The following is a 19032-nucleotide window of genomic DNA, read 5'->3' on the forward strand; positions in this document are numbered from 1 at the left end:
TATTTGTGCAAAGATGAATGCGCAGGTCAGGAGGCGGCGGCCAGCACCTGTTGCAGGGTGGCGGGGGAAAGCGGCACCGGGTTGCCCTGCATGGAGGACGAGGCTTGCGCGGCAAGGGTGGTGGCGGCGTGATCGGCAGGGGATAGGCCCTGGGCGGTGAGGCCGGGCAGGCCCGCGGCGCGGATCCAGGTGGCAAGGGCTGTGGGGGCGGCCTCGGGCGTGGTGCCGAAGGCGGTGCCGATCAGGCTGCAGACCGTGGTCAGCCGGGCATGGGCGGGGCTGCCGGGAGAGGTTGCCGCCAGATTGGCGCTTAGCACCGGCGCCAGCAGTGCGCCGCAGATCGCGCCATGCGCGGCCCCGGTGCTACCGCCGATCACCCCGGCCAGGCCGTGCACCGCGCCAAGGCCCGCATTGGCCAGCGCCAGCCCGCCGCACAGGCTGACCCAGGCCAGCGCATCACGGGCTTCCGGGTCTTCGACCTGCATCAGCCGGATCAGGGCTGTCAGGCCGCTGCCGATGGCGGGCAGAGTCAGCGCGTCGGTGAAGGGGGTGGCGCGGCACGAGACGTAAGGCTCGATCACCTGGGTGAGGGCGTCGAGGCCCGAAGCGAGGGTGACGGCGCGTGGGCAGTGGTCGGTCAGGGCGGGGTCGATGATCGCCAGTCGTGCCAGCATCCGGTCATCGCGCAGGCTGACCTTGCGGTGATGCTCGGGCAGGCCGATGACGGCGTTCTTGGTGGCCTCGGCGCCAGTGCCCGCAGTGGTGGGGATGGCGATGAAAGGCAGCGGCGGGGCGGCCAGCGGCAGGGCGCGACCCACCACCTCCAGATGGTCCATCGCACCGCCGGGGGCGGGCAGCAGCGCCGCCACCGCCTTGGCCAGATCAAGCGCCGCACCACCGCCAAGGCCCACCACCCACTCGGCCCCGGCACCCTTGGCCTGCGCCACGGCGGCGTTCAGCATCGCAAGGTCAGGCTCGCGCGGGCAGGGCAGCGGCAGCACTTCGGCGCCGAGGTCTTGCAGCGCCGTCAGCAGCCACTGGGCGCGGGCCGGGTTGGCGCCATGCACCAGCACGCCACGGGTGCCGAAGGCCGTTATCAGCGCCGGAGCTTTGGCGGATTCGCCCCGACCGAACAGGATGCGCGCGGGGGCGGTGATGCCGAATGGCGCGATCATACGCTGACCGTGGCGGCGACGGCGCGTTGCCAGCGAGCGTATTTCGCCGCGCGAATATCGGGGGGCATGGCGGGGGTGAAGCGGCGCTCCAGCGCCCAGCTTTGGGCGAATTTCTCCGGGCCGGGGCAGATACCGGCCTGCAGACCGGCCAGCCAGGCGGCACCCAGCGCCGTGGTTTCGGTGACCTGTGGCCGATCCACCGGCGCACCCAGAATGTCGGCCAGAAACTGCATCGTCCAGTCGCTACGCGCCATGCCGCCATCTACCCGCAGCACCGCCGCCTGCCCCGCCCCCCAATCGGCCTGCATCGCCCCCAACAGGTCGCGGGTCTGGAAACCGACGCTTTCCAGCGCCGCGCGGGCCAGTTCGGCGGGGCCGGTGTTGCGGGTCAGGCCGAAGACGGCGCCACGACAGTCCGGCTGCCAATACGGCGCGCCAAGGCCGGTGAAGGCGGGCACCAGCACCACGTCCTGCGAGGGATCGGCGGTTTGCGCGAGGCTTTGGGTCTCGCCCGCCGCGCCAATCAGATGCAGCCCGTCACGCAGCCATTGCACCACGGCACCGGCGATGAAGATCGAGCCTTCCAGCGCATAGGTCGGCTTGCCGTTCAACTGATATGCCAGCGTCGTCAGCATGCGGTTGCGGCTGGGCACCATCTGATCGCCGGTGTTCAAGAGGGCAAAACAGCCGGTGCCGTAGGTGGATTTCAGCATCCCCGGCGTGAAACAGGCCTGCCCGACGGTGGCGGCATGCTGATCGCCCGCCACGCCAAGGATCGGGATCGCCCGCCCGAACAGGTCGGCTTGCGTGCTGCCATAATCGGCGGCGCAATCGCGCACGTCTGGCAGCAGCTCCATCGGGATGTTCAGCAGGGCGCAGATATCGGCATCCCAGCCGCCGTCGCGGATGTTGTAAAGCAGAGTGCGGCTGGCGTTGGTGGCGTCGGTGGCATGGGTTTTGCCGCCCGTGAGGTGCCAGATCAGAAAGCTGTCCACCGTGCCGAAAGCCAGCTCGCCCCGCTCCGCCCGCGCCCTTGCACCGGGGATATTGTCCAGCAGCCAAGCCAGCTTGGTGCCCGAGAAATACGGGTCCAGCAGCAGGCCGGTGCGGGCGGTGATCATCGGCTCGTGCCCCTCGGCGCGCAGGCGGGCGCAAGTGTCGGCGGTGCGGCGGTCTTGCCAGACGATGGCGTTGTGGATCGGCTGGCCGGTGGAGCGATCCCAGGCAAGGGTGGTTTCGCGCTGGTTGGTGATGCCGATGGCGGCAACTTTCGCCGGGTCAGTGCGGGAAAGCACGGCGCGGGTGGTGGCAAGGGTGGTGCGCCATAGGTCGGCGGGGTCATGCTCCACATAACCGGAAGCCGGGTAGATTTGCGGAAACTCCTCCTGCGCCGAGGTGATCGGGGTGAGGCCGTCCGTGAACAGGATGGCCCGGGTGGAGGTGGTGCCCTGGTCGATGGCGAGGATTTGGGTCATGGGGGGGTGGCCTTGGGGGGTCAGTCACAGGTAGAATGGACGATGTGTGAGACTGAAACAATATTTCTTGTTGTTCAGTGATGGACCGCCTGCAGTCAATTGCAAGCTCACCGGGTGGCAATATCTTTAGAGAAGAATGTATAGGATGTGATGATTGATGCTTGCGATTCGCAGTGCTAGCTGATTCATTCAGCATTTCGCCCGCTACCATTCATTCTGACCTGCACTCCAAGCAGGAAGCCATATCTCGGAGGAGAAAGTGGCAAGCAGACCCAACTCCGTGATTCTATTGACTGATTCGCGCGCTCATGGTAGAGAAAGTTGCATATTGCTGGCGCAGTCGAGCGAAATCTAAGTCGAAGACGCGATGCTCCACAATATGTGTCGCCCCGACATGTCGGGGCGACTAGGGAGTGTGGCTTAGGTCATAATCTCATGTCCCACCCCCCGGCACGGCTTCACGGCCTTTCGCTTGGGTGTTGAACAAAGAGCCCGTTGACGCCTCCCCAGGCAACATGTCAGCGGGTTCTTTCTTTTCGGGAAGACGGTAGACCGACGACCCCTCGTCCTTGTGCAGAAGGTTTCCCTTCCACATGCGCCAGAAAGTCGTGGATACATAAGTGCCCGCGACATTCCGGTCCCATCGGTCCCGAATGATCTTGGTTGCGAACTTCGGTTCCATTCCATTGATTCCGTCTGCCAATTTCTCTTGCAGAATGGTGATGATCATTTCAGGCAAAGTGCGCTTTTCCCTCGCACGCGCCGCTGGAAGCTCAACCGCGGTTGTTGCAAGGTTCGGCTGCGCTTCAAGCCCACCCCCTCCAGACAAACGAGTTACGACTCGCTCAGCCATTTCAAGTTCGCCCAATTCGTTTTCAAGGACAGCAATGGAATTGCGATGCCGTGCAATCTCCTGCTCGACTACGTCCCGGCGGTTCTGAATGAGTGAAAGATTTTGATCCATGATGGCTTATCATAGCGCCGGACGAAGCCCCGTGCAAGTCGAAAATGTTCTCGGAATGGCGAATTCTGGCTTTGTTCTCGCTTCCACATTTCCGTTGAAATGCAAAATGATTTCTGTTTGTTTGCAAGTAGTTGACAGAAGCAATGATCCGGAAGATCCCACTGGACCAAGACTGAAGGTTCCCACCCTGTGTGGTTCTGCCCGAAGGTTTCATTTCAACCAACATGCCAAGCCATCATGATGAGTCGCAGCGCAAATTTGCACCAGGATATCGAACTTCAGGAACGCACCGGGTGGCGGCTAAAAAATTGAAGAGGACACCTTTCTCCCCATCCACCCCGCCAGCGCCTCCACCTCCTCCGCCGTCAGCCGTAGGCCAAGCTTGGTGCGGCGCCAGACCACATCCGCGGCGGTGCGGGCGTATTCCTTCTGCATCAGCCAGCGGACCTCGGCTTCGGTCAGGGTGGCGCCGAAATCCTGGCCGAGGGCGGACGCGGTTCCGGCGGTGCCCAGCACTTGCCAGGCCTCGGTGCCATAGGCGCGGATCAGGCGGGCGGACCAGTAGTCGGTCAGGAAGGGATAGTCGACGCGCAGGCGGGCGGTCAGGGCGGGCACGCCGTCGTGGGGGAAGTTGCCGCCCGGAAGCGGGGCGCGGGCGGTCCAGTTGGGGGGAAGGTTGGGGAAATGGGGGGCGAGTTTGGCAAGGGCGGCCTCGGCCAGGCGGCGGTAGGTGGTGATCTTGCCGCCAAAGACGTTCAGCAGCGGCGGGCCGTTGGTATCGAGGGAAAGGACATAATCGCGGGTGGCGGCGGTGGCCGAGCTGGCGTGGTCGTTGTAAAGCGGGCGGACGCCGGAATAGGACCAGACGATATCCTCGCGCGTCACCGGCTGCGCGAAGTATTGCGAGACGAAGGTCAGCAGATAGTCCTTCTCGGCCTCGGTGCAGGTGGCGGACCCGGGCGGGCCTTCATGGTCCAGATCGGTGGTGCCGATCAGGGTGAAATCCTGTTCATAGGGGATGGCAAAGACGATGCGGCCATCGGTGCCCTGAAAGAAATAGCAACGGTCATGGGTGAACAGGCGGCGGGTGACGATATGGCTGCCGCGCACCAGCCGCACGCCCTCGGTGGACTGGATATGGGTGACGTTGCGGATCACATCCTCGACCCACGGCCCACCGGCATTGACCAAGGCGCGGGCACGGTGCTGGGTAGTGCCATCGGCGGACTCGAGGGTGATGTGCCACAGGTCGCCATCCCGCCGGGCATCGGTGACGCGGGTGCCGACCATGATCTGCGCGCCATGGGCCTGCGCTGCGCGGGCGTTCAGCACCACGAGGCGGGAATCCTCGACCCAGCAATCGGAATACTCAAAGGCGTGGCGGAACTTCGGCTGCAAGGCCGCCCCCGCTGGATCGCGGGCAAGGTCAAGCGTGCGGGTGGCGGGCAGGATCTTGCGGCCGCCCAGCGTGTCATAGACCAGCAGGCCCAGCCGGATCAGCCAGGCCGGGCGGCGACCGCGCATCCAGGGCATCAGCAGCGCCATCAGTTTCGACACCGGCGTATCGGTCTCGAACCGCATGGCCGGGTGATAGGGCAGCACAAAGCGCATCGGCCAACTGATATGCGGCATGGCAACCAGCAGGGTTTCACGTTCGGTCAGCGCCTCGTGCACCAGCCGGATCTTGAAATACTCCAGATAGCGCAAGCCACCGTGGAACAGCTTGGTCGAGGCGCTGGAGGTGCCCTGCGCCAGATCGCCCATTTCCGCCAGCGTGACCGACAGCCCGCGCCCCGCCGCATCGCGGGCAATGCCGCAGCCGTTGACGCCACCGCCGATGATGAAAAGGTCAACGGGGGGGGAATCGTGCGGTGGCATGGGAGTCTCCTGTTCTTGGCAAACATAGCGCGGTTCAGGCGGCCTGACATTCGTTATTTTGCGCTTTTTGCTGAAACGAATGGAAACGCGCAGGATGACTTTCGTTTTGTGCTGTGGCAGAAGGCAGAGACGCAGAGGAGGGATGCAGGTGGCACTGAGTTTACGGCAGGCGGAAATCCTGAAGATTGCCCGTGGCGAGGGGCGGGTGGCAGTGGAAGCTCTGGCCGACCGCCTGGGCGTGACGGTGCAAACCATCCGCCGCGACCTGACCGATCTGGCCGAGGCCGGGCATCTGGACCGGGTGCATGGCGGGGCGGTGATCCGGACCGGGGTTTCCAACATCGGCTACGCCGAACGGCGGCAGATGAACGATGATGCCAAGGCGGCGATCGGGCGGGCCTGCGCGCGGGCGATCCCGGACAACAGCTCGCTGATCCTGAACATCGGCACCACGACCGAGGCGGTGGCGCGGGCGCTGTTGCAGCACCGCCAGATTACCGTGGTGACCAACAACATGAATGTCGCCAACACTCTGGTTGCCAATGAAAGCTGCGAGATCATGCTGGCGGGCGGTGGCTTGCGGCGCAGCGATGGCGGTTTGGTGGGCGATCTGACGACGCAGTTCATCGAGCAGTTCAAGGTGGATTACGCGGTGATCGGCATTTCGGCGCTGGACCCGGATGGAGATCTGCTGGATTTCGATCTGGCCGAGGTGCGGGTGTCGAAGGCGATCCTGCGGCAGGCGCGGCGGGTATATCTGGTGGTGGACGGATCAAAGCTGGAACGCTCGGCCCCGGCGCGGCTGGCGTCGCTGGCGGACATTGACGCGGTGTTCACCGACAAGCCGTTGCCCGAGGCGTTGGCGCGCAAATGTGCCGAATGGGGCACGGCGGTGCATGTGGCGGAGTCTGGCGGGGCCGCTTCTCGGGCGTGACCGCCCTCGGCGCTGGTCAACGAGAAGCGCCCGCAAGGGAGCGTCGAGCGGCGTATCTGGTCCTTGATCTTTCGCGGTGTGGCAGGGATGGTGCGGCCAGACCGCGAAAGGCCCGCCCGATGTTCGACATCCTGTTTGTCATGCCGCCCGAACAACTGGCCGCCTTCATCGCGGGCGGGCTGGTGGTGAATTTCGCGCCTGGGGCGGATGCGATGTTTGCCACAGCTTGCGGCATTCAGGGCGGGCCGCGGGTCGGGGCGGCGGCGGGCTTTGGCGCCGGGGTTGGCGTGGTCTGGCATGTGACGCTGGCGGCCTTGGGTGTTTCGGCGCTGATCGCGCTTTATCCGCAGGCGCTGGACGCGGTGCGCTGGCTCGGCGCGGCTTACCTGCTGTATCTGGGCTGGAAGGCCTGGCAGGCCGGTGCTTCGGGTCAGGGGCGCGGCATGCCGACAGCGGCGCGGGCGTTCCGGCGCGGCGTGCTGACCAACATGCTGAACCCCAAGCCGGTGCTGTTCGTGCTGGCCTTTCTGCCGCAATTCGTCGAACCGCAGGTCGGGCCGGTCTGGCAGCAGATCGTGGCCTTGGGCAGCATCTTTGCCTTTACCGGCACGCTGGTGACCATGGGTTATGGTGCGTTGGCGGGCTATGTCGGGCAGGCGCTGGGGGCGCGAATGGAGATCGTGAACAAGGTGGCCTCGGTGATGTTCGTCGGGTTGGCGGCAAAGCTGGTTCTGGATGCAGGGGGAGAATGATGCAGATCACGCTACTTGATGGCGGCATGGGGCAGGAACTGCTGGCCCGCACCGGCGATGCGCCGACGCCGCTTTGGGCGACGCAGGTGATGCTGGATCACCCCGATGTGGTGCGCCAGATCCACGCCGACTATTTCGCCGCCGGGGCGACGGTGGCCACCACCAACACCTATGCCATTCACCACGACCGGCTGGAACGGTTTGGCGTCGATCACCTGTTTGGCGCCTTGCACGCCAAGGCGCTTGCACAGGCGCAAGAGGCGCGGGCGGCGCATGGGTCCGGGCGGATTGCCGGGTCGCTGGGGCCGCTGGTCGCCTCCTACCGTCCGGAAACCTGCCCGCCAGTGGCCGAGGCAGCGGTGAAATATGCCGAGATCGCCGCCCTGCTGGCTCCTGGGGTGGATTTCTTCCTGTGCGAGACCATGGCCTCGGTGCAGCAGGCCGAGGGCGCGCTGGCAGGGGCGCTGACGGCGGGCAAGCCGGTCTGGCTGTCGGTCACGGTTGATGATGCCGATGGCAGCCGCTTGCGCTCGGGCGAGGCGGTGGCGGATCTGGCGCCACTGGTGGCGCGATACAAGCCGGCGGCGGTGCTGGTAAACTGCTCGGTGCCCGAGGCGATGGCGGCAGCCTTGGCGCAGGTGGCGGGTTTCGGCGTGCCCTTCGGCGCCTATGCCAACGGCTTTACCCATATCAACGCCGCCTTCAAGGCCGATGCCCCGACGGTCGATGTGCTGGAGCATCGCCATGACCTGACACCCGCGAAATATGCCGATTTCGCCATGTTTTGGGTAGCGCAGGGGGCGACCATCGTCGGTGGCTGCTGCGAGGTGGGGCCTGCGCATATCGCCGCCCTTGCTGCTGCCTTGCGGGCGGCGGGGCACGAGATCGTTTAAGGTGAGCTATACCTACACCCCGCCCGATGTGCCGCTGGAAATCCTGTATCACGACGATCAGGTGCTGGTGGTCAGCAAGCCCGCGGGGCTTTTGTCGGTGCCGGGCAAGGGGGCAGACAAGGCCGATTGCCTGATCACCCGCTTGCAGGCGGTGTTTCCCGAGGTGCTGCTGGTGCACCGGCTGGATACCGATACCTCGGGCGTGATGGTGTTTGCCATGAACAAGGCGGCGCAGGGGGCGCTGGGCCAGCAGTTCGAAAAGCGGCAGACCAAGAAGGTCTATATTGCCCGGCTGGACGGGCTGCTGGAGCCGCGCGAGGGGCGGGTGGACCTGCCCTTGATCGTCGATTGGCCGAACCGGCCGCGGCAGCATGTGAACCATGACACCGGGCGCCCGGCGCAGACCGACTGGCGGGTGGTGAAATATGGCAAGGCGGAAACCCGGGTGCGGCTGATGCCGCTGACCGGGCGCAGCCACCAGTTGCGGGTGCATATGGCGGCCTTGGGGCATCCGATCCTGGGGGATGCGCTTTATGCCTCGGGGGCCGCCTGCGAGCATCCGCGGCTGATGCTGCACGCCGAATCCCTGCGGTTCCGCCACCCGGAAACCGGCAAAAGCCTGACCTTCACCGCCCCCTGCCCGTTCTGAGGCCTATTGCTTTCGCGCCAAGGCGAAGGCGGCCAGAAACGCGGCCAGCAGTGGCAGCCACCCAGCGCTTTTCAGCACCAGACTGGCGGCGGCGACCTGGGTTGACACTTGCGAGGTCAGTTGCGCCCGCGCCGCCTCGGCCTGCTGGCGCCGCCGCTTGGCGTTGACCCGGCTGATCGCATCGACCAGCAGGGCCAGAACGGCAAACAGCGCGGCGAAAGTCAGCGCGGCCATCGGCGCGCCGATCCGGGCGGCCAGAAAGCCGAAACCGCCCGCGGTCAGAAACCCAAGCGCCACGATCAGCAGCACCGCCGAGGCCAGCGAGGCGATGATGCGACCCATCAACGCCTCGCCGCTGCGGGCGGTCAGTTCGCGCAACAGGGCGGCAAATTGCGCTGCCATGGCTTAGCGCCTCGTCATCACGCCAACCAGAAAGCCAAGCCCGGCGGCAATGCCGATGGCCCCCAAAGGGTTGGCGACAACGGCATCGACCACGCTGATCTTGGCGTCATGGCCGGCCTTCTCCACCTGCTTGCGGGCGGCACCCACGCCTTCGGTCACGCCTTCGCTGGCGGTGGTGGTCAGCTTGGCCAGATCGGCACGCAGGGCGGCAACCTGTTCGCGCAGGTCGTCGGTAAATTCGGATTTCGCGATGCTCATGGGGTTCTCCTTCGGAAAAGCGGCACCGGTTTGCGGTGCCAACAAGTCGCATATGGGGTGCGGATCAGCGCAGACCAAAGAAGGCGAGGATCGCCATCACCACAACGACAAGGCCGACAAGGTAAATGATCTGGTTCATGGACAGCTCCTTGCCCCGGAGAATCGGCGTGGGGCGGCGCCACGCAAATGATGCGCCTTTTTGCCAAAAGCGGCACTGATCCGTGTCAGTATCCGGCAGGGATTTGGCGCGGTTACAGGTGCAGGCCTTCAGGAAGCGTGGCCGGCGGCAAGGGTTGGGAAAACGAAACCCTCAGTCGGCGCCCGGCTCCCAGCCGGAGATCGCCTTGACCTCCAGAAACTCCTCGATCCCCCAGGCGCCGCCCTCGCGGGCGCGGCCCGAGGCTTTCACGCCACCAAACGGCGCGCCGGCGCTGCGGGATTTGCCGTTCATCTCGACCATGCCGGACCGCAACTGCCGCGCAAGACGGTTGCGGCGGCTGCCATCGGCGGATTGCACATAGTTGGTCAACCCGTAGGGGGTGTTGTTGGCAATCGCCACCGCCTCGGCTTCGGTATCGAAGGGGATCATGCACAGCACCGGGCCAAAGATTTCCTCGGCCTCGATGGTCATGCCGGGGATGACATCGGCAAACACCGTGGGCCGCACGAAGAAGCCGCGGTTCAACCCATCGGGGCGGCCCGGACCACCGGCCACCAGCCGCGCACCCTCGTCGATACCCTTCTGGATAAAGCCCTGAATCTGGTCGTATTGCCGCTGGTTGACCACCGGGCCGATGTGGCGGCCAGCCTCGTGCGCCGAGGCGACCTTGATCGAACTGGCGACTTCCGCGGCGATTTCGACCGCGCGGGCATAGGCCGAGCGTTCCACCAGCATCCGGCTGGGGGCGTTGCAGCTTTGCCCCGAGTTGTTCATCATGTGCCGCACGCCGCGTTCGACCGCACGGTCATCGGCATCGGCAAAGATCAGGTTGGCACCCTTGCCGCCCAGCTCCAGTGCCACGCGTTTCAGGGTCTGCGCTGCGGCGACCGAGATGGCGCGACCAGCGCGGGTCGAGCCGGTAAAGCTGATCATCTCGACATCCGGATGCGCCGAAAGCTGGCTGCCCACCCCCGGCCCATCGCCGTTGACCAGGTTGAACACCCCCGCAGGCGCCCCGGCGTCATGCACGAATTCCGCAAACAGCAGCGACGACAGCGGCGCTTCTTCCGAGGGTTTCAGCACGCAGGTGCAGCCCGCCAGCAATGCCGGAATCACCTTCAGCGTCACCTGATTCATCGGCCAGTTCCACGGCGTGATCAGGCCAACCACGCCGATGGGTTCCAGCGCGATGCGGTCGTTCGGGGTGTTCGGTCCCAGCGGGCGCACCCATTCGATGTGGTTGAACGCGGTCAGGAAATTCTTCAGATGCCAAGGCAGGCAGGGCGCCTGACTGTCGCGCGCCATGTCGATCGGCGCGCCCATCTCCAGGCTGATGGCGGCGGCCATCTCTTCCTTGCGGGCCTCGTATTGCGCCAGAATCCGCTCGACCAGCGCCGCGCGCTCGGCAGGCGGGGTGGCGGCCCAGCCGGGAAAGGCGGCCTTGGCTGCGGCAACGGCGGCGTTGGTATCGGCCTCGCTGCCCAGCGAGATCACGGCGCAGGCTTCCTCGGTGGAAGGGTCGATCACGGTGCAATCGCGCGGGGCGGCGGGGGCTGTCCACTGGCCGTTGATATAGAAATTGCGGTGCTCAAGCATGTCAGCCCTCCAAGGTTGCGGCAAATTGGCACTGGCCGGGGCGTGGCGCAAGGGGGCTTTGCTAGATTTGATCAAATTATTGCGGCGCGGTTGGCTTTGCCAAGGCCGGTTTGGGCTGATATTGCCGGGGCAACAGGAGGGCGCCATGTTCGGGTTCTTGCAGCGCGGCCAAAGCATCACCCGGATCGCCTTTGATCCGCCGAAACCAGCGCCCGACCGGGCCGGGCTGGCGCTGGTGCTGATCGTGCGCAACGAGGCGCGCCATGCCGCCGAATGGGCGCGGTTTCACGCGCTTGCGGGGGTGTCGCGGTTCTATGTCTATGACAATGGCTGCACCGATGGCACCATCGAGGTGCTGCGCGCGGCGTTGGGCGAAGCGTTGGTGGTGATGCCCTGGAACCAGAAGCTGCGCGATGGCCGGGGGCACGAGATTCACAATCAGGTGCTGGCCTACGCCCATGCCACGCGCAATTTCGGCGGGCGGCACCGCTGGCTGAGCTATCTGGATGTCGATGAGTTTCTGGTGCCGAAACAGGCGGATAGCCTGCCGCAAGCCTTGGCGCATCTGGGGGGCTGCCGCTGCATCAGCCTGCCCTGGCACATGTTCGGCCGCGCGGGCCACATGCAGCCACCGGCGGGCGGGGTGCTGGAAAATTACACCCGCCGCAACCCCGACCCGATGAGCAACACCCGCGGCCTGCGCAATTTCAAGATGATCGTCGATCCCTGCCATGTGACGGCGATCAAGGTCCACGCCATTGAAACTGACGGGCAGACCGACACATGCAACGACCGCGGCGAAAGCTTCAGTTTGACGGCACGGGAAACGCGGGCCTTCTATTCCGCCGACCATATCCAGTTGAACCACTACTACACCCGCTCGGACGCCGAATTGCGCGCCAAGATCGCGCGGGGGCCGAACCTGACCACGCCGGACGCCGACCACCTGCGCCGGGTGCTGCGCAAGGTCGAGAACATCGAGGCGGGCGAGGTCGAGGACCGTGCGGCGCTGGATTATCTGGCGCGCGTGACCGGTGGCAGAACCGCCGGTTTTCCTGCCGGGACGCCGGTAACGGGATGAATTCCCTGCGGCAATGCTTATATGTCAAGCAGACCGCTTCTCATTGCAAAGGCCGATCATGTCTGTTCGCATCAACGATACTGCCCCCGACTTCACCGCCGAAAGCACCGCCGGGACCATCCGGCTGCACGACTGGATCGGTGACAGCTATGCCATCATCTTTTCGCACCCGAAGGATTTCACCCCGGTCTGCACCACCGAATTTGGTGCCGTGGCGCAGCTTGCCGGTGAATTCGCCAAGCGCAACACCAAGGTGATCGGCGTTTCGGTGGATTCGGTGGCCGAACACCTGAAATGGAAGCGCGACATCGAGGCCTTTGGCGGTGCCCCTGCCGATTTCCCGATCATCGACGACACCAGCCTGACTGTGGCCAAACTTTACGACATGCTGCCCGCCGACGCCTATCTGCCCGATGGCCGCACGCCCGCCCATTCGGCCACGGTGCGCACGGTGTTCATCATCGGGCCGGACAAGAAGATCAGGCTGACAATGGCCTACCCGATGTCGGTTGGCCGCAACTTTGCCGAGATTTTGCGGGCGCTGGATGCGGTGCGGGCCACTGATGGCGTGCCGATTGCCACCCCCGCCAACTGGGTGCCGGGGCAGGATGTGATCGTGGCACTGAGCCTGACCAACGAGCAAGCCACAGCGAAGTTCGGCAAGCTGGACATGCGTCTGCCCTATCTGCGGTTTGCCAAGGCGCCGAATTAACCGCGACGACAGCCACCGCAAGAACGGCGCAGAACCGGCAGGCTCTGCGCCGATGGTCTGGTGATACGGGTTTATTCTGCCGGAATCGCAATCGGGCGTTGGCTGCGCCGGGTTTGCCGCGCGGGTTTCAGATAGCGCGCATAGCCAAGATCCGACATGTCGATCTCGGTCCGGCGGTCCGACACCAGATCAGCCAGCGCCCGGCCGGAACCGGCCGACATCGTCCAGCCCAATGTGCCATGGCCGGTGTTCAGAAACAGGTTGGGCAGCGTGGTGCGACCGATGATCGGCGTGCCATCGGGGGTCATCGGACGGTGGCCGCACCAGAATTGCGCCTGGCTTTGGTCGCCCGCGCCACCGAACAGGTCTTCGACCGAATGTTGCAACGTCTCGCGCCGGCGGGGCGACAGCGAGGCGTCAAAACCCGCAAGTTCAGCCATGCCGCCCACACGGATGCGGTCGCCCAGACGGGTGATGGCGATCTTGTGGGTTTCATCCATCACGGTCGAGACCGGGGCCCGGCTTTCATCAAGGATCGGCACGGTGATCGAGTAACCCTTCAGCGGATAGACCGGCAGGCGCAGGCCCAGTGGTGCCACCAGCGCCGGTGAATGGCTGCCCAGCGCCACCACGAAACTGTCGGCGGTGATGCGACCCAGACTGGTGCGGACAGCGGCGATGCGGCCTCCCTCGGCCTCCAGCCCGTCGATCGACACGCCATAGCGGAAGGTCACGCCGGCGGCCTCGGCCATGCTGGCCAGCGCGGAGGTGAACTTGAAGCAATCGCCGGTTTCGTCGCCGGGCAGGCGCAGGCCACCGGCAATCTTGTGGCGGGCATTGGCAAGGCCGGGTTCGGCGGCCACGCAGGCAGCGGCGTCCAGCACTTCGAACGGCACGCCGTCGGCGCGCAGCACGTCGATATCCTTGCCCGCGGCATCGACCTGTTTCTGGGTGCGGAACACTTGCAGCGTGCCCTGCGTGCGTTCGTCATAGCGGATGCCGGTTTCAGCCCGCAACTCGATCAGGCAGTCGCGCGAATACTCGGCCAGACGAACCATGCGGCTTTTGTTGATCGCATAGGCCTGCGCGGTGCAGTTGGCCAGCATTTGCGCCATCCAGCGAACCTTGGCCGGATCAGGGCGCGGTTGGATGATCAGGGGCGCGTGCCGCATGAACATCCACTTGAACGCCTTCATCGGGATGCCCGGCGCCGCCCAGGGCGCGGCATAGCCGGGCGAGATCTCGCCAGCATTGGCGAAGCTGGTTTCCAGTGCCGGTCCGGTCTGACGGTCGATCACCGTGACCTCGTGCCCTGCCTTGGCCAGATACCAGGCCGAGGTCACACCGATCACACCGGCTCCGAGAATCACGATCCGCATGGCAACCTCTTCTATTCGCGTTCGCAGAAGAATGGCCGAAATGACGCGGGATTTCTTGGGGATTTCGGGCTAAAAACAGTCATTATATCGAAGAAGATTCGATAAAATGTGCAAATCATAGTGGAAATCTTCGACATAAAGTGAAATGGCCGCAGATCACACCAGGGTAATCGGGGGCTGATCCGATAGGAAAAGGCCCCGGCGTTTCCACCGGGGCCTTTTTGCCGTTGCTACCGGAAGCTTACGCCTCTTCGGTCTTGGCCTCGGTGATCTCGGCCCCGGTTTCCTGATCGACCATCTTCATGCCAAGGCGCACCTTGCCGCGGTCGTCAAAGCCCAGCAGCTTCACTTTCACTTCCTGGCCTTCCTTCAGGTATTCGTTCGGGTGCTGCAGCCGCTTGGAGGCGATCTGCGACACATGAACCAACCCGTCACGCTTGCCGAAGAAGTTCACGAAAGCGCCGAAATCGACCAGTTTCACCACGCGGCCGGTGTAGATCTGCCCGATTTCCGGCTCGGCCACGATCGACCAGATCAGGTCGTAGGCCTTCTTGATGGCTTCCGCCGAGGAGGACGCGATCTTGATCACGCCGTCGTCGTTGATATCGACCTTGGCACCCGAAAGTTCCACGATCTCGCGGATCACCTTGCCGCCCGAACCGATCACTTCGCGGATCTTGTCGGTGGGGATGGTCAGCGTTTCGATCTTCGGCGCATAGGCGCTGAAGGCTTGCGGCCCGGTCAGTGCCTTGGACATTTCGCCCAGGATGTGCAGACGGCCGTCCTTGGCCTGCGCCAAAGCCTGCTCCATGATCGCGGGCGTGATGCCGGCAATCTTGATGTCCATCTGCAGCGAGGTGATGCCGTTCTCGGTGCCGGCCACCTTGAAATCCATGTCTCCGAGGTGATCCTCGTCGCCAAGAATGTCGGTCAGCACGGCAAAGCGGCCGTCGTCTTCCAGGATCAGACCCATGGCCACACCGGCCACCGGGGCTTTCAGCGGCACGCCCGCATCCATCATCGACAGCGAGCCGCCGCAGACCGACGCCATCGACGAAGAGCCGTTGGATTCGGTGATCTCCGACACGACGCGGATGGTATAGGGGAACTCGGTCGCCGGCGGCAGAACCGCTTGCAGCGCCCGCCAGGCCAGCTTGCCATGGCCAATCTCGCGCCGACCGGGCGGGCCAAAGCGGCCCACTTCGCCAACCGAATAGGGCGGGAAGTTGTAGTGCAGCAGGAAGTTCGACCGGCTGTTGCCGTGCAGCGCGTCGATGATCTGCTCATCCTCGCCGGTGCCCAGCGTGGTGATCACCAGGCCTTGGGTTTCACCGCGGGTGAACAGCGCCGAACCATGGGTGCGCGGCAGGATGCCGGTTTCCGAGGTGATCGGCCGCACCGTCTTGTTGTCGCGCCCGTCGATGCGTGCACCACCGTTGATGATGTCGCCACGCAGGATCGAGCTTTCCAGCTTCTTGATCGCAGAACCAAGGTTCTCGTCGGCCTTCTGCTCGTCGGTCAGCGCCGCCTTGATCGCCGCCGAGGCAGCGTCGATGGCGTTGGTGCGGTCCTGCTTGTCGCGGATGGCGAAAGCGGCACGCATCTGGGTTTCGCCCGCAGCTTTCACCGCGGCATACAGCGCCGAATAGTCCGGCGGCGCAAAGTCGAAGGGTTCCTTGGCGCAGTCTTCAGCGAAGTCGAGGATCAGGTCGATCACCGGCTGCATCGCTTCATGGCCGAATTTCACGGCGCCCAGCATCTCGTCTTCCGACAGCTCGTAAGCTTCGGATTCGACCATCATCACCGCGTCCTTGGTGCCGGCGATGACCAGATCCAGCCGCTGCTCGGGGTTTTCGCGCAGCTTCTGCATGTCTTCGACATCGGGGTTCAGCACATAGGCGCCTTTGGAGAAACCGACGCGGGCAGCCCCGATCGGCCCCATGAACGGCACGCCGGAAATGGTCAGCGCGGCAGAGGCCGCGATCATCGCCAGGATGTCGGGCTCGTTCACCAGGTCATGCGACAGCACGGTGACGATCAGCAGCACTTCGTTCTTGAAGCCATCGACGAACAGCGGCCGGATCGGACGGTCGATCAGCCGCGAGGTCAGGGTTTCCTTTTCCGACGGGCGGGCTTCACGCTTGAAAAAGCCGCCGGGCACTTTGCCGGCCGCGTAGTAGCGTTCCTGGTAATGCACGGTCAGCGGGAAGAAATCCTGCCCCGGTTTCGCCGTCTTGGCGAAGGTCACGTTGGCCATGACGCTGGTTTCGCCCAGAGTGGCGATCACCGAGCCGTCGGCCTGACGGGCAACCTTGCCCGTTTCGAGGGTCAGCGTCTCGCCGCCCCATTGGATCGATTTCCGTGTAACGTTGAACATTCTCTATCCTATACTGGTCGGGGGACCCTCCGCCCGGCCTTGTGGTCATACGGGCGTCCTGCCCGTGGTTCCTGGTGTGACACCCCGCCCCGGAACCCGAGGGAAGGGCCTTGTGAAAAACGCGCCCCGAGGGGCGCGCTTTCTTGGTTCAGCGACGCAGACCCAGACGCGCGATCAGCGCGGTATAGCGGGCCTCGTCCTTGCCTTTCAGATAGTCCAGCAGCTTGCGGCGCTGGGCGACCATCATCAACAGGCCGCGCCGGGAATGGTTGTCCTTGCGGTGCATCTTGAAATGTTCGGTCAGCGTGGCAATGCGCGACGACAGGATGGCAACCTGAACTTCGGGCGACCCGGTGTCGCCTTCCTTGGTTGCGTATTCCGTGATCAGCCGGGCTTTTTCTTCGACAGTGATCGACATCGGGATCTCCTTGAGGTGCGTGTGACGGCGCAGGCCGGGATGTCGTCCAGCGAGGCCCTTGAGGTATCCACCCTGCGGCGGATGCGCGCGTATAGGGGAATTTGGCGCAAAAGAAAAGGCATTTCGCCCCGGATCGGTGGTGCAGGGTGCCAGCCCGCGGTTTTTGGATCGCGCACCGACAGGGGCCGGGCCACCTGTGAGCCGCACAATTGTGGTTTGTTTAACCCTGTATAACGATTCTTCTTTTGCGTGTGTTGCACCCACTGGTTTTTCGCCTCGGCTTGTGGCATGTTGTTTCTTGTATTTCCTCGTAAACCCAAAAGGTTAACGGAGAATTGGTTAACGCTGGGCAGGGGTGCTGGCGTCGGTTCGGAGGGTTGTGTGGTGTTTGGGATGCTTGGATTGGTCGGTGCGCTTTTCGCGGGTGCCATCGCGGATGCCTTCATGAGCAGCAAAGGCTCTGATGAAAGTGACGCCGAGTCTGATGATGCCGCAGCGGATTCGGCGGAAAGCGCCGACACTTCGACAGGCATGATGAACTGGGTTGAAACGGCGTCGGCTCATGGCGAAAGCCCCGATCCCGTTTCTGACGATCAGGAACTGAACGGCGGCGACGGCAACGACATCCTGACCGGCGATGCGGGCGATGATACCGTCTCGGGCGGGGCGGGCAACGACCAGCTTGGCGGGCGCGACGGCGATGACAGCATCCTGGGCGGTTCGGGCAGGGATGAGGTTCACGCCGGCGAGGGCAGGGACTTCGTGCGAGGTGGCACGGGTGCCGATGATTTGCAGGGCGAGGCCGGCAATGACCGGCTGCTGGGTGGTTTTGGTGCCGATTCGCTTTCTGGCCATGACGGAAACGACCGGTTGGCGGGCAATGCCGGGGCTGACACGCTGTCGGGCGGCTCGGGCAATGACAGGCTGGATGGCGGGGGCGGCGACGACTGGCTGACGGCGGGTTTTGACGACGACGTGCTGGCCGGCGGTCAGGGCAGCGATACGCTGGATGGCGATTTTGGCAATGACACGCTGTTGGGCTATGTGGCCGGGCAGGTGGATGCCAACGTCGATTACCTGAACGGCGGCGAAGGCAATGATCAGCTGATCGTCGGCAATGGTGATGTTGCCACTGGCGGTCAGGGGAATGACGAGTTCCGTCTGGGCGACTGGCTTGATCAGGGCGACGCGGCGCAGATCCAGGATTACAACGCCGCCGAGGATGACCTTGTGGTGGTCTATGACGCTGCAGCGCATCCCGATCCGCAGATTACCCTGCAACAGCTGGAAGGTTCGGACGATGTGACCCTGCTGCTGGATGGCTTGCCGCTGGCGGTGGTGCAAGGCGGTGCCGGGCTGACGGCGGCCGAGATTCAGTTGCTGGCAGCCTGAGCCTGGACCCAAAGCTGCGGCTGGCAGTCGTAACCGATATACAGCGGATGCTTGGGGTGGCCCGCCTGGCTGAGGCCAAGGTGGTGCAGCGGCTGTCCAATGGCGCGCAACAGCGCCTCGACCGCGGCACCCCTGCCCAGATGCGCGCCATGGGTGCCCCAGGCGCAGATGATGCTGTCGGCCCAGACTGCACTTTCGCAAATCGCCGCGTCATTGCCGGGGCCAACCGGATCGGCCTGCGCCCGCATCACCTTGGGGTCGGTGGCGCGAAAGGCGAAGATGTTGGTCACCCGAAACGCCCCGAACCCCAGCGCCCGCGCCCGCCGCTCGCAGCGTTCCACTGTCGGGTCGTTCTGCACTTCGGTCGCGGTCGAGGGGTTCAGCATCACGAACAGCACCCTCGGCCCCGCCGGGTTCCACACCCTTGTCAGCAGATAGCGGTAGGCCTCGCAGGGCGAATACACCGCGACGCTGGCGGCATCGGCCTTCTGGTGGCTGCGGGTGATCATGCCTTGGGCCTTGCAGGTTGAAAGGGAG

The 19032-nt window shown here is 64.5% G+C and carries 18 protein-coding genes; 7 read left to right on the forward strand and 11 right to left on the reverse strand.

Annotated elements, in window-relative coordinates; genetic code table 11:
- Positions 1-26: 26 nt before the first annotated feature.
- The 4 genes from RSW2DRAFT_RS02320 to glpD form a co-directional block, all read right to left on the reverse strand.
- A complete protein-coding gene (locus tag RSW2DRAFT_RS02320; RefSeq protein WP_083800636.1) occupies positions 27-1172 on the reverse strand; it encodes an iron-containing alcohol dehydrogenase in 1146 nt (381 codons plus the stop codon).
- Positions 1172-2650 (reverse strand): glycerol kinase GlpK, encoded by a 1479-nt coding sequence (gene glpK / locus RSW2DRAFT_RS02325; protein WP_008027654.1) that lies wholly within the window; start codon positions 2648-2650, stop codon positions 1172-1174. Before glpK ends, RSW2DRAFT_RS02320 begins: the two co-directional genes overlap by 1 nt.
- Before the next feature lie 433 nt (positions 2651-3083).
- Positions 3084-3614: a hypothetical protein gene (locus RSW2DRAFT_RS02330; protein ID WP_040671426.1), complete on the reverse strand. Its 531-nt coding sequence runs from the start codon at positions 3612-3614 to the stop codon at positions 3084-3086.
- A 300-nt stretch (positions 3615-3914) separates the two neighbouring features.
- Positions 3915-5492, reverse strand: coding sequence for a glycerol-3-phosphate dehydrogenase (gene glpD, locus RSW2DRAFT_RS02335; protein WP_008027658.1), 1578 nt, complete (start codon positions 5490-5492; stop codon positions 3915-3917).
- 148 nt (positions 5493-5640) lie between these two features.
- Between glpD and RSW2DRAFT_RS02340 the strand changes: the two genes are divergently transcribed.
- The 4 genes from RSW2DRAFT_RS02340 to RSW2DRAFT_RS02355 all read left to right on the forward strand — a co-directional run bounded on the left by RSW2DRAFT_RS02340 (position 5641) and on the right by RSW2DRAFT_RS02355 (position 8720).
- Positions 5641-6426 (forward strand): DeoR/GlpR family DNA-binding transcription regulator, encoded by a 786-nt coding sequence (locus tag RSW2DRAFT_RS02340; RefSeq protein WP_008027660.1) that lies wholly within the window; start codon positions 5641-5643, stop codon positions 6424-6426.
- A 119-nt stretch (positions 6427-6545) separates the two neighbouring features.
- Positions 6546-7178, forward strand: a complete 633-nt coding sequence (locus tag RSW2DRAFT_RS02345) for a LysE family translocator (protein WP_008027662.1) — start codon at positions 6546-6548, stop codon at positions 7176-7178.
- Complete coding sequence (locus RSW2DRAFT_RS02350) at positions 7175-8071, forward strand: homocysteine S-methyltransferase family protein (RefSeq protein ID WP_040671427.1); 897 nt, start codon at positions 7175-7177, stop codon at positions 8069-8071. Before RSW2DRAFT_RS02345 ends, RSW2DRAFT_RS02350 begins: the two co-directional genes overlap by 4 nt.
- Before the next feature lies 1 nt (position 8072).
- The gene (locus RSW2DRAFT_RS02355) at positions 8073-8720 is read left to right on the forward strand and encodes an RluA family pseudouridine synthase (protein WP_008027666.1); all 648 of its coding nucleotides are present in this window, start codon (positions 8073-8075) and stop codon (positions 8718-8720) included.
- A gap of 3 nt (positions 8721-8723) precedes the next feature.
- Here RSW2DRAFT_RS02355 and RSW2DRAFT_RS02360 read toward each other — a convergent pair whose 3' ends face one another.
- From RSW2DRAFT_RS02360 to RSW2DRAFT_RS02370, 3 genes are all read right to left on the reverse strand, one after another.
- Complete coding sequence (locus RSW2DRAFT_RS02360) at positions 8724-9122, reverse strand: hypothetical protein (RefSeq protein WP_008027668.1); 399 nt, start codon at positions 9120-9122, stop codon at positions 8724-8726.
- 3 nt (positions 9123-9125) lie between these two features.
- Positions 9126-9380 carry a DUF883 family protein gene (locus tag RSW2DRAFT_RS02365; protein WP_008027670.1) on the reverse strand — a complete coding sequence of 85 codons (255 nt, stop codon included), beginning with the start codon at positions 9378-9380 and terminating at the stop codon, positions 9126-9128.
- Positions 9381-9690: 310 nt separating this feature from the next.
- Positions 9691-11136 (reverse strand): aldehyde dehydrogenase family protein, encoded by a 1446-nt coding sequence (locus RSW2DRAFT_RS02370; RefSeq protein WP_008027672.1) that lies wholly within the window; start codon positions 11134-11136, stop codon positions 9691-9693.
- A 145-nt stretch (positions 11137-11281) separates the two neighbouring features.
- Between RSW2DRAFT_RS02370 and RSW2DRAFT_RS02375 the strand changes: the two genes are divergently transcribed.
- Together RSW2DRAFT_RS02375 and RSW2DRAFT_RS02380 are read left to right on the forward strand one after the other, a co-directional pair.
- Positions 11282-12217 (forward strand): glycosyltransferase family 92 protein, encoded by a 936-nt coding sequence (locus RSW2DRAFT_RS02375; RefSeq protein WP_008027674.1) that lies wholly within the window; start codon positions 11282-11284, stop codon positions 12215-12217.
- A gap of 58 nt (positions 12218-12275) precedes the next feature.
- The gene (locus RSW2DRAFT_RS02380) at positions 12276-12929 is read left to right on the forward strand and encodes a peroxiredoxin (protein WP_008027676.1); all 654 of its coding nucleotides are present in this window, start codon (positions 12276-12278) and stop codon (positions 12927-12929) included.
- A gap of 71 nt (positions 12930-13000) precedes the next feature.
- On the opposite strand, the gene RSW2DRAFT_RS02385 is transcribed toward RSW2DRAFT_RS02380, so the two are convergent.
- From RSW2DRAFT_RS02385 to rpsO, 3 genes are all read right to left on the reverse strand, one after another.
- Positions 13001-14308 (reverse strand): D-amino acid dehydrogenase, encoded by a 1308-nt coding sequence (locus tag RSW2DRAFT_RS02385; RefSeq protein WP_008027678.1) that lies wholly within the window; start codon positions 14306-14308, stop codon positions 13001-13003.
- 241 nt (positions 14309-14549) lie between these two features.
- A complete protein-coding gene (gene pnp, locus RSW2DRAFT_RS02390; RefSeq protein WP_008027680.1) occupies positions 14550-16685 on the reverse strand; it encodes a polyribonucleotide nucleotidyltransferase in 2136 nt (711 codons plus the stop codon).
- A gap of 148 nt (positions 16686-16833) precedes the next feature.
- Positions 16834-17103 (reverse strand): 30S ribosomal protein S15, encoded by a 270-nt coding sequence (gene rpsO, locus RSW2DRAFT_RS02395; RefSeq protein ID WP_008027682.1) that lies wholly within the window; start codon positions 17101-17103, stop codon positions 16834-16836.
- 444 nt (positions 17104-17547) lie between these two features.
- Between rpsO and RSW2DRAFT_RS17060 the strand changes: the two genes are divergently transcribed.
- A complete protein-coding gene (locus RSW2DRAFT_RS17060) occupies positions 17548-18495 on the forward strand; it encodes a calcium-binding protein (RefSeq protein ID WP_232209635.1) in 948 nt (315 codons plus the stop codon).
- Here RSW2DRAFT_RS17060 and RSW2DRAFT_RS02405 read toward each other — a convergent pair.
- On the reverse strand, positions 18477-19004 hold the full coding sequence (locus RSW2DRAFT_RS02405) for a DUF1643 domain-containing protein (RefSeq protein WP_008027687.1): 528 nt from the start codon (positions 19002-19004) through the stop codon (positions 18477-18479). The two genes, RSW2DRAFT_RS17060 and RSW2DRAFT_RS02405, sit on opposite strands and share 19 nt — an antisense overlap.
- Between the last annotated feature and the right edge of the window lie 28 nt (positions 19005-19032).

The organism is Rhodobacter ferrooxidans (assembly GCF_000176015.1).
GTDB classification, from domain to species: domain Bacteria; phylum Pseudomonadota; class Alphaproteobacteria; order Rhodobacterales; family Rhodobacteraceae; genus Pseudorhodobacter_B; species Pseudorhodobacter_B ferrooxidans.